This is a genomic window from Streptomyces sp. ADI95-16 (assembly GCF_003721495.1).
Classification (GTDB): domain Bacteria; phylum Actinomycetota; class Actinomycetes; order Streptomycetales; family Streptomycetaceae; genus Streptomyces; species Streptomyces goshikiensis.
The window spans coordinates 459,814-474,150 of the sequence record NZ_CP033582.1; the positions used below are offsets into that span (position 1 = coordinate 459,814).

General features: G+C 71.7%; 14 protein-coding genes and 1 pseudogene. 12 read left to right on the top strand and 3 right to left on the bottom strand.

Annotation, left to right across the window (positions count from 1 at the left end; genetic code table 11):
- Positions 1–193: 193 nt before the first annotated feature.
- The 8 genes from EES41_RS38955 to EES41_RS38990 all read left to right on the top strand — a co-directional run bounded on the left by EES41_RS38955 (position 194) and on the right by EES41_RS38990 (position 7,506).
- Positions 194–1,264, top strand: a complete 1,071-nt coding sequence (locus EES41_RS38955) for an alkene reductase (RefSeq protein ID WP_123083249.1) — start codon at positions 194–196, stop codon at positions 1,262–1,264.
- 551 nt (positions 1,265–1,815) lie between these two features.
- Positions 1,816–2,430, top strand: a complete 615-nt coding sequence (locus EES41_RS38960; protein WP_164496205.1) for a bacilysin biosynthesis protein BacA — start codon at positions 1,816–1,818, stop codon at positions 2,428–2,430.
- Positions 2,427–3,128 carry a cupin domain-containing protein gene (locus EES41_RS38965; protein WP_123083251.1) on the top strand — a complete coding sequence of 234 codons (702 nt, stop codon included), beginning with the start codon at positions 2,427–2,429 and terminating at the stop codon, positions 3,126–3,128. The genes EES41_RS38960 and EES41_RS38965 overlap by 4 nt, the downstream gene beginning before the upstream one ends.
- Positions 3,128–3,889 (top strand): SDR family oxidoreductase, encoded by a 762-nt coding sequence (locus EES41_RS38970; RefSeq protein WP_123083252.1) that lies wholly within the window; start codon positions 3,128–3,130, stop codon positions 3,887–3,889. The genes EES41_RS38965 and EES41_RS38970 overlap by 1 nt, the downstream gene beginning before the upstream one ends.
- Positions 3,880–4,653 (top strand): SDR family NAD(P)-dependent oxidoreductase, encoded by a 774-nt coding sequence (locus tag EES41_RS38975; protein ID WP_164496206.1) that lies wholly within the window; start codon positions 3,880–3,882, stop codon positions 4,651–4,653. Before EES41_RS38970 ends, EES41_RS38975 begins: the two co-directional genes overlap by 10 nt.
- Positions 4,654–4,784: 131 nt before the next feature.
- A complete protein-coding gene (locus tag EES41_RS38980) occupies positions 4,785–6,050 on the top strand; it encodes an MFS transporter (protein ID WP_254211926.1) in 1,266 nt (421 codons plus the stop codon).
- Positions 6,047–7,216: an aminotransferase class I/II-fold pyridoxal phosphate-dependent enzyme gene (locus EES41_RS38985; protein ID WP_123083255.1), complete on the top strand. Its 1,170-nt coding sequence runs from the start codon at positions 6,047–6,049 to the stop codon at positions 7,214–7,216. The genes EES41_RS38980 and EES41_RS38985 overlap by 4 nt, the downstream gene beginning before the upstream one ends.
- Positions 7,213–7,506, top strand: a complete 294-nt coding sequence (locus EES41_RS38990) for a Dabb family protein (RefSeq protein WP_123083256.1) — start codon at positions 7,213–7,215, stop codon at positions 7,504–7,506. The genes EES41_RS38985 and EES41_RS38990 overlap by 4 nt, the downstream gene beginning before the upstream one ends.
- Here the strand turns inward: EES41_RS38990 and EES41_RS38995 are convergent.
- The gene (locus EES41_RS38995) at positions 7,472–8,809 is read right to left on the bottom strand and encodes an LCP family protein (RefSeq protein ID WP_123083257.1); all 1,338 of its coding nucleotides are present in this window, start codon (positions 8,807–8,809) and stop codon (positions 7,472–7,474) included. The two genes, EES41_RS38990 and EES41_RS38995, sit on opposite strands and share 35 nt — an antisense overlap.
- A 99-nt stretch (positions 8,810–8,908) precedes the next feature.
- On the bottom strand, positions 8,909–10,480 hold the full coding sequence (locus EES41_RS39000; RefSeq protein ID WP_254211891.1) for a N,N-dimethylformamidase beta subunit family domain-containing protein: 1,572 nt from the start codon (positions 10,478–10,480) through the stop codon (positions 8,909–8,911).
- Positions 10,481–10,802: 322 nt separating this feature from the next.
- Here EES41_RS39000 and EES41_RS39005 point away from each other — a divergent pair, with 322 nt between their 5' ends.
- Complete coding sequence (locus tag EES41_RS39005; protein ID WP_123083431.1) at positions 10,803–11,489, top strand: DUF4232 domain-containing protein; 687 nt, start codon at positions 10,803–10,805, stop codon at positions 11,487–11,489.
- Positions 11,490–11,621: 132 nt separating this feature from the next.
- On the opposite strand, the gene EES41_RS39010 is transcribed toward EES41_RS39005, so the two are convergent.
- Positions 11,622–12,413, bottom strand: coding sequence for an SDR family oxidoreductase (locus tag EES41_RS39010; protein WP_123083432.1), 792 nt, complete (start codon positions 12,411–12,413; stop codon positions 11,622–11,624).
- A 137-nt stretch (positions 12,414–12,550) separates the two neighbouring features.
- On the opposite strand from EES41_RS39010, the gene EES41_RS39015 reads away from it, so the two are divergent.
- The 3 genes and pseudogenes from EES41_RS39015 to EES41_RS39025 all read left to right on the top strand — a co-directional run bounded on the left by EES41_RS39015 (position 12,551) and on the right by EES41_RS39025 (position 14,327).
- Positions 12,551–13,123 (top strand): TetR/AcrR family transcriptional regulator, encoded by a 573-nt coding sequence (locus tag EES41_RS39015; protein ID WP_123083259.1) that lies wholly within the window; start codon positions 12,551–12,553, stop codon positions 13,121–13,123.
- Positions 13,124–13,145: 22 nt separating this feature from the next.
- Positions 13,146–13,435, top strand: a pseudogene (locus tag EES41_RS43570) (maleylpyruvate isomerase N-terminal domain-containing protein); the annotation flags it as partial.
- Positions 13,436–13,670: 235 nt separating this feature from the next.
- Complete coding sequence (locus EES41_RS39025; protein WP_123083260.1) at positions 13,671–14,327, top strand: SRPBCC family protein; 657 nt, start codon at positions 13,671–13,673, stop codon at positions 14,325–14,327.
- The last annotated feature ends 10 nt before the right edge of the window (positions 14,328–14,337 follow it).

Consider the following 14,337-nt stretch of genomic DNA (forward strand, 5'->3'; position numbering starts at 1 on the left):
GGTCCGTTTGAGGCGTAAGGGCACATATGGGCAGGTCAGAGCCTGTTAGCCGCTTCACATCCCACCCCCGGGAATGGATCCTCTGGATTACCTGTTCGGACAGGTGATTTACTTGTTCGGACAGGCATTTCTGCTCCGGGCGGGCAGCGCCCGCGCCGCGGGGTGCCACACATCCAGAGGAAGAGACCAGACCATGACCACTGCTTTCGATCCGATCGTCCTGGGCGGCAAGCGCCTGGCCAACCGCATCGCGATGGCTCCGATGACCCGCAGCCGCGCCTACGGACCCGGCGCCGAGCCGACGGAGCTGACGGCGGCGTACTACGCGCAGCGCGCCGGCGCGGGCCTCATCGTCACGGAGGGCGTCCAGCCCTCGCGGGTCGGCCAGGGCTACCCCGCCACCCCCGGCCTGCACACGCCCGGCCAGGTCCGGGCCTGGCGGACGGTGACCGACGCCGTGCACCGCGAGGGCGGCGCGATCTTCGCCCAGCTGATGCACACCGGCCGGATCGGCCACCCCAGCCTGCTGCCCGAGGGTCTGGTGCCGGTCGCGCCTTCGGCGGTGGCCGCGAAGGGGTCGGTGTACACCGAACAGGGCCCGAAGGAGTTCGTGACGCCGAAGGAGCTCACCGAGACCGAGATCCGGCAGACCGTCGCCGACTTCGCCGACGCGGCCCTGGGCGCGATCGAGGCCGGCTTCGACGGCGTGGAGATCCACGGCGCCAACGGCTACCTGATCCACCAGTTCCTCGCGCCCAACACCAACCTGCGCACCGACGCCTGGGGAGCCGGCACCGAGGGCCGCATCCGCTTCGCCGTGGAGGTCGTCACGGCCGTGGCCGAGGCGATCGGCGGCCACCGGGTGGGCCTGCGGATCTCGCCCGGGAACGTCTACAACGACATCGCCGAGGACGACCCGGCCGAGGTCTACGCGGCCCTGCTGGACCGGATCGCCGGCCTGGACCTGGCCTATCTGCACCTGATGGAGGGGCCGGACCGCTCCCTGACCGCGCGGCTGCGGGGGGACTGGCCGGGGACCTTCGTCCTCAACCCGTTCACCTACCCCGACGCCACCGGCCCCGACGCGCTGAAGCTGGTCGAGGACGGGACGGCGGACATGGTCGCCTACGGGGCGCTGTTCCTGGCCAACCCCGACCTCCCGGCCCGTCTGGCCGTCGGCGGTCCCTTCAACAGCGCGGACAAGTCCACCTTCTACGGCGGCGACCACCGCGGGTACACCGACTACCCCACCCTCACCGCCTGAGCGGCGGGGCCGCCTCCGTGGCCGCGGCGGGCAAGGGCGTCCGCGGCCACGGCACCTTCTCCGAGTAGGGCCCGCCCGAGGTGCGCAGCCGGTCGGTGAACGGCCCACAGGCGCGCGCGGCGCCCCTCGGGCGGGTACCGTCGCCGGCGCGTTTCGGCCAACGCGGCGCGCAGGTCACTCGCTCCGCTCCCACCGCCTCCCGGCCTCCGCGGCGCGTCGCCATCGGGTCGGCCTGACGCAATTCGAAACTCAGGACGGCTCGCCGCACCCCACGTGAATGGGCGGCAAAAGAAACGTCATCGACCGGAAATAGCGGCGTAACTTCCCCGGGTGAAGTGAGGGAAGGGCCTGGTGCGGACCTGCCGTTCAACGCTTTTCGGCCATGATCGAGGAAATGTTGAACGCGCTGATCAGGCCATGTACCTTCGTCTCACGTTTAGATCGGCAGGCCCCCCGGCCCCAGTGGCGGGGAATCCGCAAAGCCGCAATGGTGCGGCGCGGACTCGGCCGAATATGCCGACCCGTGTGGTGACACCGGAGAAGAGTGACGCGTGGAAATACTACAGATACCCGAGAGCGAGAGGCGGGTATTCGATGCGCTCATACCCGCCGGCTCCGCGAAATCCGTGAAGCTGGGCACATTAGGTCCCAAGGGGACGAGCAGCGAGTACATCGCCCAGTCGATGGTGCGCAGCATCGGCGACCGAGACGCCCTGCGCATCGTGCTGGAGAGCACGTACGAACAGTGCATGACCGCCCTCGCCGACGGACAGGTCGACCTGGCACTGGTGGCGCACGCCTATCCGAAGATCAACGCCTTCTACATGAACCCACTGCTGGAACCGGCGATCGTGTTCCGCGGAAACACACCCGAGTACGGTCTGGCGACGCGACCCGATTTCGAATTCCGCGAAGAGCTGCTCTTCAGTGAAACCGTCGTCTCGCACCCCGCGCCCGTTCCGCTGCTCGAATACCATTTCGGCCGCCCCGTCCGGCTGGCCACCGCGAACTCGACGAGTCAGGCCGCCCGCGACGTCGCCGACGGGCGGTACGACATCGCCATCACCAACGCGCAGGCGGTGAGGGAGCACAACCTGAAGTTCGTCTACAGGTTCTCGCACATCCCCATGACGTGGACCGTCTTCTCGCGAAAGGTGAACAAGTGACCGCGCCGACGCGTGAGCGACCGTACTTCCCCGCTCCGGACGTGGTGCGCCACGACAACGGGGTGCGCGTCGAGTCCTACCGGCGGGACGGCACCGAGGTCCGGCTCTCCTTCATTCCGCCCGGCGCCGCCGTGACGGGCGGCGATCTGACGCGGGCGCGGGTCGGCATGACCGTCCGCGGCGATCTCTCCGTCACCGTGGGGGAGGTGACGAAGGCGATGCGGCCCGAGCACGACGTCTACGTCGTCCCGCCGCAGGTCGCGCTGTCGGCGGTGAACCCCTCGGCGCAGGAGACCGTCCTGCTCGACATCACGCGCGGCAAGCCGGGCGAGAGTTACCCCGCGCCGGACGGGTACTTCCTGGAACCGCTCGAATCCCGCAAGTTCGTCAAGATGGACGTCACGTTCTTCCTGGCCGACTGGATCGAGCTGATGATCGCCGACATACCCGGCGGCGGCCAGATGCCGTACCACAAGCACTCGCACGAGCAGATCGGGATCTGCCTCGAAGGCCGCTACGACATGACCGTCGAGGAAACGAGCCACGAGCTCCGCTTCGGCGGCACCTATTTCTGCGCCGGCCAGGAGGGACACAGCGCGGAGAACCCCCACGCCGGCATGGCGCGCTCCCTCAACATCTTCATCCCGCCCCGGTACCACCGCGTACCCCGGCAGGACGAAGGCCGGGAAGCCTCCTGATGCGCGTGGCGATGGTCCTGGGCGCCGGCAGCGGGATCGGGCGCGCGACCGCCCTGCACCTGCGCGCCAAAGGATTTGCGACGGTGCTGACCGCGCGTACGGAAAGCGCACTGCGGGAGGTCGCGGAGGAATCCGGGGGGCAGGACGTCCACGTATGTCCGGGCGACATCACCTCGCGGGCATTCCGCGCCGAACTCGTCGAAGACGCGGAACGGCGGTTCGGCAGGATCGACGTGCTCGTCAACAACGCGCCCGGCCCGCCGCCGGGATCCTTCGACAGCGTGGACGCCGAAGACGTGACCTCCGCGATGGAGCGGAAACTCGTACCGTACCTGGACCTGATCAAATCCGTGGCTCCCGCGATGGCGCGCAACGAATTCGGGCGGATCGTCAACATCGTCGGGAACATCGGCAGGGAACCGGCCCCCGGAATGTTCCTCTCGGGTCTGGTCAACGCGGCCGTGGCGAACGCCGGCAAGTACCTCGCGGGCCAGTACGCCCGGCACAACGTGACGGTGAACTGTGTGCACCCCGGAACGATCCGGACCCCGCGCTACGACCGCGCCGTAGAGCACCTGAGCGCGTCCGCCAAGACTTCGCGGTCCACGGCGGAGGACCTCCTGAAGCAGGCCATCCCCATGGCCAGACCGGGCCGTGCCGAAGAAGTCGCGGCCCTCATCGGGTTCCTGGCGTCCGAAGAGGCGTCCTATCTCACCGGGCAGCAGATTTCCGTCGACGGCGGGCAACTGACATGCGTATAGGAGAAGAAGAGCTCGTGTTCAAGGACCGTGTGGTCGTGGTCACCGGCGCCGCCTCCGGCATCGGTAGGCAGACCGCGATCGAATTCGCCCGGCAGGCCGCACAGGTCGTCGTCGCCGACATCGACGAACGCCGCGGCGCGGCCGTCGTCGCCGGCATGAAGAACGACGGACTCGACGCGGTCTTCGTCAGGACCGACCTCACCAGCGAGGCGGACTGCGAACACCTCATCGCCACCGCCACCGCCACCTTCGGCCGGCTCGACGTCCTCGTCAACAACGCGGGGATCGAGATATCGACGCCCTTGCACGAGATGCCCGAGCAGGAGTGGGACAGGCTCGTCGACACCAACCTCAAGAGCATGTTCCTGTGCTCGAAACACGCCCTGCGGCACATGGTCGGGGCGACCAACGGCGTCATCGTCAACGTCTGCTCGGTCAGCGGGCTGGTCGCCTGGCCCGGCATCGCCGCGTACAACGCCACGAAGGGCGGCGTGATGATGCTGACGAAATCCCTCGCCGTCGACTACGCCCCGTACAACATCCGGGCGAACTGCGTCTGCCCCAGCATCATCGACACCCCCATGACCGACACGTCCATAGGCAACGACGCGTCGGTCAAGGAGGCGAAGGCGAAGCTGAACCCGATCGGACGTCTCGGCACGCCCGAGGACGTGGCGAACGCGATCCTGTTCCTCGCCTCGGAGAAGTCGTCGTTCATCACCGGCGCCGCGCTCACCGTCGACGGCGGATACACGGCGATCTAGCCGGCCCGTAGACCACCACCGTCGTCACCATCACCACCATCACCCCAGAAGAAAGGTTGGCCGGAGTGTCAGACCGATTGAGCGGCGAGGAGGGCGCGGCCGGATTCCCCCTGCTGACCGTCCTCGCGCTGATGGCCGGAATCTTCGCGGTCGGCTCGGAAGAACTCGTGGTGTCCCCGCTGCTCGTGGACATGGCCACCTCGTTCGACACGACGGTGGCCGTGATGGCGCTGTCCGTCAGCGCCTACGGCGTCAGCACGGCGATCGGCGCCCTGCTCTTCGCCCCGCTCGGCGACCGGTTCTCGCGCCGCCTCAGTCTGACGATCGGGATGGCCGCCTTCGTGTCGGGCACCTTGATGTGCGCGTTCGCGACCGGACCGGGGCTGTTCTTCACCGGAAGGGCGCTGGCCGGCCTGGCGACGGGAGCGTTCGTTCCGACCGCCTACGCCTTCGTCGGCGACCACATCGCCTACCGCCATCGCGCCAAGGCCATGGGCATCCTGGTGTCCAGCTGGTCGATCTCGCTCGTGCTCGGCGTGCCCATGGGGTCCTTCATCGGGCAGTGGGCGAACTGGCGCTGGACCTTCGGGATGCTCTCGGTACTGGGCGTGTTCGTCGCCTGCGTCCTGCTGATGACCCGGGTCGGCGCCGGCCCCGCCACTGACGGGGTTCCCCCGCCGGCGACCGCGCCGGACACGGCCCCGGCCCCGGTCTCGTCGCAGCGGTGGATCCAGTCGGCGGCCCGCGCGTTCCTGGCGCCGAAGGTGAGCCTGTACGTACTGGCGACCTTCCTGAACATGCTCGGCTTCTACGGCATGTACACCTTCCTCGGCAGCGCCCTGCAGTACCGGTTCGGCGACGGAAGCTCCATGACCGGCATCATGATCCTGCTGTACGGCCTCGGGTTCGCGACGAGCTTCGTCACCGGCAGGTGGGCCGACAAGCTGGGCAAGGAGCGGGTCCTCGCCGCCCTGCTGGGCGGCCTGGTCCCGGCCCTCGTGGCCATCCCGCTGGTCGCCGGGTGGACGCCGCTGCTGGTGCTCTGCCTGTTCCTCTGGGGCGCGATGCAGAGCCTGGTCGTCACCCTGCTCAGCACCCTCCTCAGCGAGTCCTCCCAGCAGTACCGCGGCACCGTCCTCGCCTTCTACAGCCTCGCGACCAACCTCGCGGTGGCCCTCGGCGCCGCGCTGCTCGGCCCCCTGTTCACGGCGTACGGGTTCTCCGCCCTCGGCTGGGTCTGCGCCGGCATCACCCTCGTCGCCTTCGCCCTCAGCGGATGGGCCCAGAGGCGGGGCGTCGAGCGGGCGGCGACGGGCACCGAGCCGGCGGCGACGGGCACCGAGGGGCCGGCGACGGGCACCGAGCGGGCGGCGACGGGCGGCGGTGGCCGCAGGTGAGGACCGAACCCGCGCGCCGGCTCCTCGACCTGCCCCGGAGTTCGTTCGCGACGACCGCGGGCAAGATCGCCGAGCTCGTCGAAGCCGGCGAGGACGTCGTCAACCTGTGCCAGGGAAACCCTGACCTCCCCACCCCGCCGCACATCGTCGAGGTCCTGCGCCGGGAGGTGCTCGACCCCGCCACGCACCGGTACCCGGCGTTCTCCGGCATGCTCGAACTCAAGGCCGCCATCGCCGGCTGGTACGCCACGCACCACCAGGTGCAGCTGGACCCCGAGACCGAGGTCGCGATCCTGTTCGGCGCGAAGGCCGGCCTGGTGGAGATCAGCCAGTGCTTCCTGAACCCGGGCGACGTCTGCCTCATGCCGGATCCCGCCTTTCCGGACTACTGGGCCGGAGCGGTGCTCGCCGGAGCGCGCATGCATCCCCTGCCGCTGCTGCGGGAGAACGGTTTCCTCCCGGACTACGACGCCCTCGACCCGGCCGTGCTCGGCGCGGCCAGGCTGATGTTCCTGAACTACCCCAACAACCCGACCTCGGTGACGGCCCCGCCGGAGTTCTACGAGCGCACCGTCCGGTTCGCCGCCGAGCACGACATCATCGTGGCCTCCGACTTCGCCTACGGAGCGCTGGCCCTCGGGGGCGCCGCCCCCGTCTCGTTCCTGCGGGCTGCCGGTGCCAAGGACGTCGGTGTCGAGTTCATCTCGCTGTCCAAGACGTTCAACATGGCGGGATGGCGGGTCGGCGCCGTCGTGGGCAACCGCGAGGTCATCTCCGCGATCAACCTCATCCAGGAGCACTACTACGTCTCCCTCCCGCCGTTCATCCAACGGGCCGCCACTGCGGCGCTCACCGGCCCGCAGACTTGCGTCCACGAGCTGTCGGAGGTCTACGCACGCCGCCGGGACGTCTTCGTCGCCGGGCTGAGGGACGCCGGATGGCACCTCGACGTACCGCGGTCGATCTTCGCGTGGCTGCCGGTACCCGGTGGGGGAGGTTCCGTCGCGTTCGCCGACGAACTGCTCCGGAAGGCCAACGTGGCCGTGGCGCCCGGCCGTTGGTTCGGGGAGCACGGCGAGGGATACGTACGGGTGAGCCTCCTGGCGCCCGAGGACAGGCTCAGGGAGGCCGTCGGCCGCCTCTCCGCCACATTAGGAGAACAGTGATACGCCACGTCGTACTCTTCACCTTCAAGCCCGGCTTCGACTGGACCGATCCGCGGGTCCTGGAAGCGGAACGCACCGCGGTCAGGGTCGGCGCCGAGGTACCCGAACTCAGGGAGTGGCGCCACGGGCGCAACGTCTCGACGCGCCCCGTCGCCTGCGACTTCCTGGTCGACGGACTCCTCGACGACATGGAAGCCGTCGAGAGGTACCTCGTCCACCCCTTCCACCAGGACGCGATCGCCCAATGGCGAGAGATCAGCGACTGGGTGATGGTCGACGTAGAGCAGTAGAGAGGGCCTGGCGCCGGGTCAGACAGCCCAGGCGGTCGGCGGTCACCGGGGCGCCCTCGGCGACGTTCCGGTCGTACGTGACCGGCCTGACCTCGGGCTTCCGGGCGCCGACCGCGACGTCGAAGGCCCCGTCGTGTCCGGGGACCACCTGCCGCCGGGCACCCGGGAGCGCCGCCGCGAGGGTCGCGGCGTCGGATTCCCGTCCGGGCGCGTAGCGGATCACCGGCGGACCGGCGGGCCGGACCTCCGGTGCCCGCGCCGAGGTGTCCATGACGATGAAGCCCGCCGCCCTGAGGCCCGCCGCCGCCCCGGCGTCGTCGATCCGTACCGTGATCCCGGCGGGGTCGGTCGCCGCCGGGGTCCGGGGGACCGGCTGGATGGCCGGGTCGCCGGTGATCGGCCGGTCCCGCGCCAGCGCTTTCCACAGCGCCCGCGAGCGGGCCCCGTGCCAGACGAGGGTGGAGCCCACCCCGGGCACGCGGTGGTCGAACTCCTCGATCGGGACGGTGGCGAACTCGGTCCGCTCGGGCCGCAGCCGCGCGAGCGCCAGGCCGATGCGCGCCAGATCGGCCACGCCCGTGTGGTCGTCCGTGCGCACCGACTTCAGCAGCGTCGCCGCGGTCTCGGCGGCCGCCGCCGGATCGGCCAGCGCGCCCTCGGCGGTGAGCCGGGTCAGCAGGTCGGAGACGGTGCGCTGCTGGCGCCGCACCCGGCCCAGGTCACCGGGACGCTCGATGTGCCGGGCCCGCACGAAGCGCAGGGTGCCGTTGCCGTCCGCGTGGTGCATGCCCGGGGTCATGTCCAGACCGGAGTTCTCGTCCTGGAGGTGCCGGTCGGTGCACAGGGCCGCGCCCCCGAGGCCGTTGACCGTCTGCTCGAACCCGGTGAACCCGGTCTCCAGGAAGTGGTCCACCCGCAGCCCGGTGACCTTCTCGACGGTCTTGACGGTCAGCGCCCGGCCCCCGCGGGCGTACGCCCCGTTGATCTTTCCCCGGACGCCGCTGCCGTCGGCGTACTCCACGTAGGAGTCCCGGGGCAGGGAGACCACGCTCGCCCGGCGGGAGTCCCGCGAGAGGTGCACGAGCATCATCACATCGGTGCAGTTGCAGCCCTTGCCGCCGACGTGCAGCCGGTTCTTCTCCGCCTTCGACAGCCCGGCACGGCTGTCGACACCGACGACGAGGACGTTCGTCCCGTTCCCGCTCCCGTTCCCCGGCGGGGGAGGGCCGGCCGGCGCGGCGGTCCAGGCCGCGCCCGACACCAGAGTGGCCAGCAGCGTCATGGCGGCGGTGGTACGGAGCATCGCGGACTCCCGAAGACCGGGCGGACCGGCGCATCGGCAAGCGACCGCGCCGGCGGATCGGAGCCCGGACGCTAGCGAGGGTCCCCGGCGCGGCGCCCACTACACGCCGGTCGCTGCTTCCTCCGGGGAGCCGGGGTCACCGTAATGGAGCGCGACGGTGTCCACCGCCGGCCGCGCGCATCCCGCGGGACCCGCGGCGAACGCCCGCAGGACGTTCTCGGTGACCGTACGCGTGAACTGCCCCGCCCGGCCGTCCAGCCCGTGGTTCGCCTTGCCGCCGCCGGCTCCCCGGGCCTCCAGGGACTCCACCCACCTCATCGTCCCCGCCGCGAACAGGCCGGCGCCGGAGGGCAGCGAGGCGTAGACGGTGTCCGCGTACGACGCCCTGCCCTTGCACACCACGGGTGAGTGGGCCAGGATCTCGATCGGCCTCGGCGTCGGGTACCGCAGGTCCACCCGGTCGTACTCCACCCCCACCAGGTGCGCGAACGCGTCCCCCGCGACGGCCCCGGTCCCCGCCAGCAGCCAGTGGTCCGGCCGGGTCACCACGTAGGGCGCGTCGACCGGGTACCCGTCGTAGATCACCCCGAGCAGGCCGCTCTCCGGATCCGGGTCCGGCCGGCGGCGGAAGTCGTTGGTCGGCGGCAGCCCGCCCCGGTACCCCGGATCCAGCGCGTAGTCGTCCTTGTAACAGACCATGATCCGGTCGGAGCCGGTCGCCGAATCCTCGAACCGCACCCGCCGGTAGCAGCAGTTCGCCCCGAACACCGCCAGGTTCGTACCGGCGTCCCGGGCCGCGGCCACGTGCCGGCGCTGCTCCGGGCTCCAGTACTCGTCGTGCCCCGGCGACAGCAGCGCCACCGCCCCCCGCGCCGGCGCCCGCTCGCGCGCCAGGTCGAGGCCGGTCGCGTAGGCGAGGGGAATCCCCGTCCGCTCCGCCACCGCCAGCAGCGGCGCCTCGTACGTCAGGAACAGACCGGCCCCGTGCCCGCCGCGGTAGGGCCGCTCGAAGCTCACCGCCAGCGACCTCGAACCCTTCTTCCCCGTCGGCCCCTCGTACAGGTCGGCGCCGCCCCACCGGTTGTACGCCTGCCAGGTGGCGGTGGCGTTGACGAACAGCACCCGCCCCGCCGCCGACGCCGACCGCACGGTCAGCGGGACGAACCGCTGGGCCCGCTCGCCCCCCACGGTGTCCAGCCGCAGCAGATAACAGCCCTCCGGCCAGCCGCCGGTGTCGAGGCCGAGGGTCCGTTCCCACCCGGCCCACGCCATCCGGGTGGCGGGATCCGTCCGGGCCGCCCGCTGGAGGACTCCGGGCACCGCGGGCGAACGCCACACCAGCCGGGCCCGGGCACCGCCGTACCAGCCCATCCGGTACGCCGACACGGTGAACGCGGGAGCGGTCGTCGACACCCGCAGGCCCACCCGCTCCCCGCTCAGGACCGAGTCGCGGTCGGCGTACCCCTCGACGGCGCGCGCCGCCCCGGGGCGGGTGATCCGCCAGTCCGCCGCGCCCGGACGGGAGTTCTCTTCCCGTACGTCGAGGGCCGGCCCGCCCCCCGCCGCCGAGGCGGCGCCGGGGCCCGCCCCCGAGAGGGCGGCCGCCGCCGCGAATCCGAGCACCTGCCTGCGCGCGGGCCCGACGCCCCGCCGTGGTTCCCTCTGTGCCACGGCACCACGGTAGGCCCGCCGCCGGGCCCCGGCGGGCCGACAGGCCGGAAGCTGACGCCCGGTCAAGACCCGCCGCGTTACGGGTCTGTTCCAGCGGCCAGGGGTCGTACGCGCGTACGGGGCGGTGCCGGGAACCGCCGTCCCGGCAGGCCGGCGGCGCGGCCGGGTCCGGCCCGCCCGGCCATGCGTGTAACAGGAATGTATTAGCGGGTGGTGGGGCGGAACGGATCACCGGCCCGGTGGGTCCTGATCATCAGAAACGCTCGCTCGTACCGACTCGTGCGGAGCGGTCGGACCCCCAACCGATACTGAGGAAGACATGATGCGCGTTCACAAGCTCACCGTCATCGCAGCCCTGGCCGCCGCCGCGAGCCTCTCGCTCACGGCCTGCCAGAACGGCGACGACGGCGCGGCGGGGAGCGGCACGTCGTCCGTGCCCACCGCGTCTTCCTCGAAGGGCGCCCCGGACCAGGCCGGCTCCGCTCAGCCCGGCGGCACGAACTCCCCGGGGACGAGCTCCAGCGGAAACGGCGGCGGCACGGCCGGCAAGGGCACCGCCGCCGGCACCACCAAGCCCGACACCGGCAAGACCGCCAAGTGCCGCACCGACGACCTGGAGATCAAGGCGCTGGACCACACCATCGACGGCGACACCGACGGCACCGTCGCGGTGGAGCTGAAGAACCGCAGCGGCCGGGACTGCGCGATCTCCGGGTACGCGGGCGTCGACCTGAAGACCAGCGCGGGATCGCTGTCCGCGAAGCGCACGGGCGAGCAGGCCCCGGCGGGCGTCCTCAAGAAGGGGAAGTCGGTCGCCTTCGGCATCAACTACCCGCTCAACACCTCCGGCGGCTCCGGCGTCCGGATCACGGGACTGGTGGTGACCCCGCCGGACGAGACGAAGTCGGTCACCCTCCCCTGGCCGGGCACCGCCACCCTCCCCGTCACGGACGGCTCCGGCTCCCCGGTCAAGGTGGGCCCCATCGGCAGCGCCGGCCAGGGCGAGTAACCCCCGCGCCCTACCGCCACGGCCGGCGCCGGCGCCCGTCACGGGGCCGGTCACGGCCTTGGGGGGCGTCCAGGGCCTGTCTTTCGGATCATGCCGGGCTCGCGGGGCCTGGCATGACCCGAAAGACAGGCCCTAGCGGTGTGAGCGCTGGGCCTCGACCATCTGTCGTACGGAGCCGTCGACGCCCGCCCGGGCCTGGATCCGCTCGGCGAAGCCGGGGAACTGCCCGGCGACGGCGCTGAGCAGCCGCAGCTCCAGCGGCGCCACGTTGACCTCGCACCGGTCGCGGTGGACCGCCCGTACGACGCCGTCGGCGACCTGGCCGGGCGTGACGGTCCTCATGCCCTTCGGCGGGGCGGCGCCGGTGGCCGCGAACATCCCGGCGTCGCGGACGAAACCGGGCTGCACCAGGGACACACCCACCCCCGTGCCCCGGAGTTCCTGGCGCAGGGCCAGGGCGAATCCGCGCAGCCCGAACTTGGTCGCGTTGTACAGGGAGGTCGACTTGGTCGCCGCCTTGCCGGAGAGGGAACCGACCAGCACGATGTGGCCGCGGCCGCGCGCCACCATGTGCTCCGAGAGCAGCCGGGACAGCAGGACGGGCGCGCGCAGGTTGACGTCGAGGGCGCGGTCGAGCTGCTCCTCGGTGTAGTCGCCGAGGTCGCCGCTGGCGGGCAGGGCGGCGTTCGCGACGAGGACGTCCGCGTCGGCGCAGCGCTCGGCGAGGCGGAGGACATCGGACCGGACGGCCAGATCGGCGACCTCGGTACGGGCGCCCCAGGCGTCGGCGACGACCTTGAGGGCTTCCTCCCGGCGCCCGCTGACCGTGAGGCGGGCCCCCTGCGCCGTCAGGCGCGCGGTCAGAGCGGAGCCGATGCCCCCGGTGGCCCCGGTGAGCAGAACTTTCGATCCGGATACGTCCACGATCACTCCCGCGCCGCAGTCTGTTGTTCGTTCGAACGAACAGTAGAGATCGCCCCCTCGGCTGTCCACACCCCGGACACCCCAACTCACCCGCCCTGCCCGGCCACCGGCTCCGGCCGATGGGGCACAATGCCGACATGCCCCACGCTTCCGACACCCGCCAGCGCATCATCGACGCCGTACTGCGGATCATCGGGCAGGACGGCATCGCCGCCGTCACCAACCGGCGCATCGCGAAGGAGGCCGGAGTCTCCCTCGGCTCCGTCACTTACCACTTCGCCACCCAGCACGAACTGCTGCGCGAAAGCCTGCTCCACTTCGTGGCCGAGGAGACCCGGCACTTCACGGCACTCGCCGACGAGTGCTCCGACGAGCGCTTCGACATCGGGCAGGCGGCCGAGGTGGTCGCCCAGGTCGCGGGCGGCAACGCCTTCGACAGCCGGCACATCGCGCCCTTCGAGCTGTACGTCCAGGCCGGCCGTGACGAACGGCTGCGCGCCGCCGCGGCCGAGTGCTTCGCCGCCTACGACCTGCTGGCCACCCGGATCCTGACCCAGCTCGGCGTGCCGGACCCCGAGCGCCTGGCCGGCGTGGCCGTCGCCCTGGTCTTCGGGCAGCAGCTGCGCCGCCTGGCCACCGGCGCCCCCGCCGAGGACCTCGTCGAAACCCTGCTGGTCCTCACGCGGTTGACCCCGGCGCGGACCCCGTAGAAATAGATCGCTGTCTGGTCGCCTGGGCGAGGGCCGCTACGCCTGGGCCGCCACCGTCGCCACGGGCCCCGGCGCCACGGGCAAGGCCGAACCGCGGGACGCCCCGCCGGCGCCCGCGCCTTCGGAGCGCGGTGCCCTGACGGACTGGTTGGCCGCGTCGACGCAGGAGCTGCTGGACGCCCTGCGCGAGGCCGGCCCCGACGGCGGCTGCTGGACGTGGTGGGTGCGTCCCAGTCGCCCGAGACCACCGGCACCGTCGCCCGGCACCAGCTCCAGCAGATCGCGGTGCACACGTACGACGCCCAGCTCACGGCCGGCACGTGTCGACGGAGACCTGCTCCCGCTCGACCGGCTCCGCGCCTGGGAGCCGGAGGAGTAGGCCGCGACGCGACCGGCGCCCCCGCTCCCGCCCCCGCCCCCGAACGCCGGCGGGCGGGGACCGTCCCGCTATTGCCCCTCGCCCCTTCTGGGTTATAGCCTCTAACAATCACGTGATGCCCTGCCGATCGGCAGGGCGTCAAGTCTCATGCCTCAGGAAGGGGAGCCCATGCCCGGGACCCGCCGCACGCACCTGCGCGCCCTGTTCACCGTCCCCCTCGCCATCGGCCTCCTCGGCGCCGCCGCGTTACCCGCCGCCGCGGCGTTGCCCGCCGGCGCGGCAGCCTCCCCCGGCCCCCGCGCCGCCAAGTCCCTCACCTGCCGCGGAGCCGGCGTCGACCCCGCCGCCCGCGTCCGCCACCGGGCCGAGATCCTCGTCCACTCCCCGCTGCGCACCGTCTGGAAGCTACAGACCGACGTCGAGCGCTGGCCGTCCTGGCAGGCTCCCGTGACGACCGCGGAACGCCTCGACCACGGCCCCCTCCGCCGGGGTTCGGCCTTCCGGTGGACGACCCCGGTACCCCCCAACCCGACTCCGGCCACCCGCCTGGACATCACCTCGACCGTCGAACAGCTCCGGTACCGCTCCTGCATCCGCTGGACCGGCCCGGCGACCGGCGAGGGGCTGCACCTCGACGGCGTCCACGTGTGGAACTTCACCGAGGTCCCCGGCGGCGTCAGGGTGAGCACCGAGGAGACCCACACCGGCCCGCAGGTCGAGGCGGACGTCCCCACCGCGACCGCCATCCTCCGCCGGGGCCTCGAAGCATGGCTGAGCGACCTCAAGACCACCGCCGAGGCCCGCACCCCCCACCGGCCGAACTGACCGAGAACGG

Excerpts from the sequence above, each read along its gene's own strand:
- EES41_RS38955 (WP_123083249.1), top strand. The coding sequence starts at position 194 with ATGACCACTGCTTTCGATCCGATCGTCCTGGGCGGCAAGCGCCTGGCC.
- EES41_RS38970 (WP_123083252.1), top strand. The coding sequence starts at position 3,128 with ATGCGCGTGGCGATGGTCCTGGGCGCCGGCAGCGGGATCGGGCGCGCG.
- EES41_RS38975 (WP_164496206.1), top strand. The coding sequence starts at position 3,880 with ATGCGTATAGGAGAAGAAGAGCTCGTGTTCAAGGACCGTGTGGTCGTG.
- EES41_RS38980 (WP_254211926.1), top strand. The coding sequence starts at position 4,785 with ATGGCCGGAATCTTCGCGGTCGGCTCGGAAGAACTCGTGGTGTCCCCG.
- EES41_RS38995 (WP_123083257.1), bottom strand. The coding sequence starts at position 8,809 with ATGCTCCGTACCACCGCCGCCATGACGCTGCTGGCCACTCTGGTGTCG.
- EES41_RS39005 (WP_123083431.1), top strand. The coding sequence starts at position 10,803 with ATGCGCGTTCACAAGCTCACCGTCATCGCAGCCCTGGCCGCCGCCGCG.
- EES41_RS39015 (WP_123083259.1), top strand. The coding sequence starts at position 12,551 with ATGCCCCACGCTTCCGACACCCGCCAGCGCATCATCGACGCCGTACTG.
- EES41_RS39025 (WP_123083260.1), top strand. The coding sequence starts at position 13,671 with ATGCCCGGGACCCGCCGCACGCACCTGCGCGCCCTGTTCACCGTCCCC.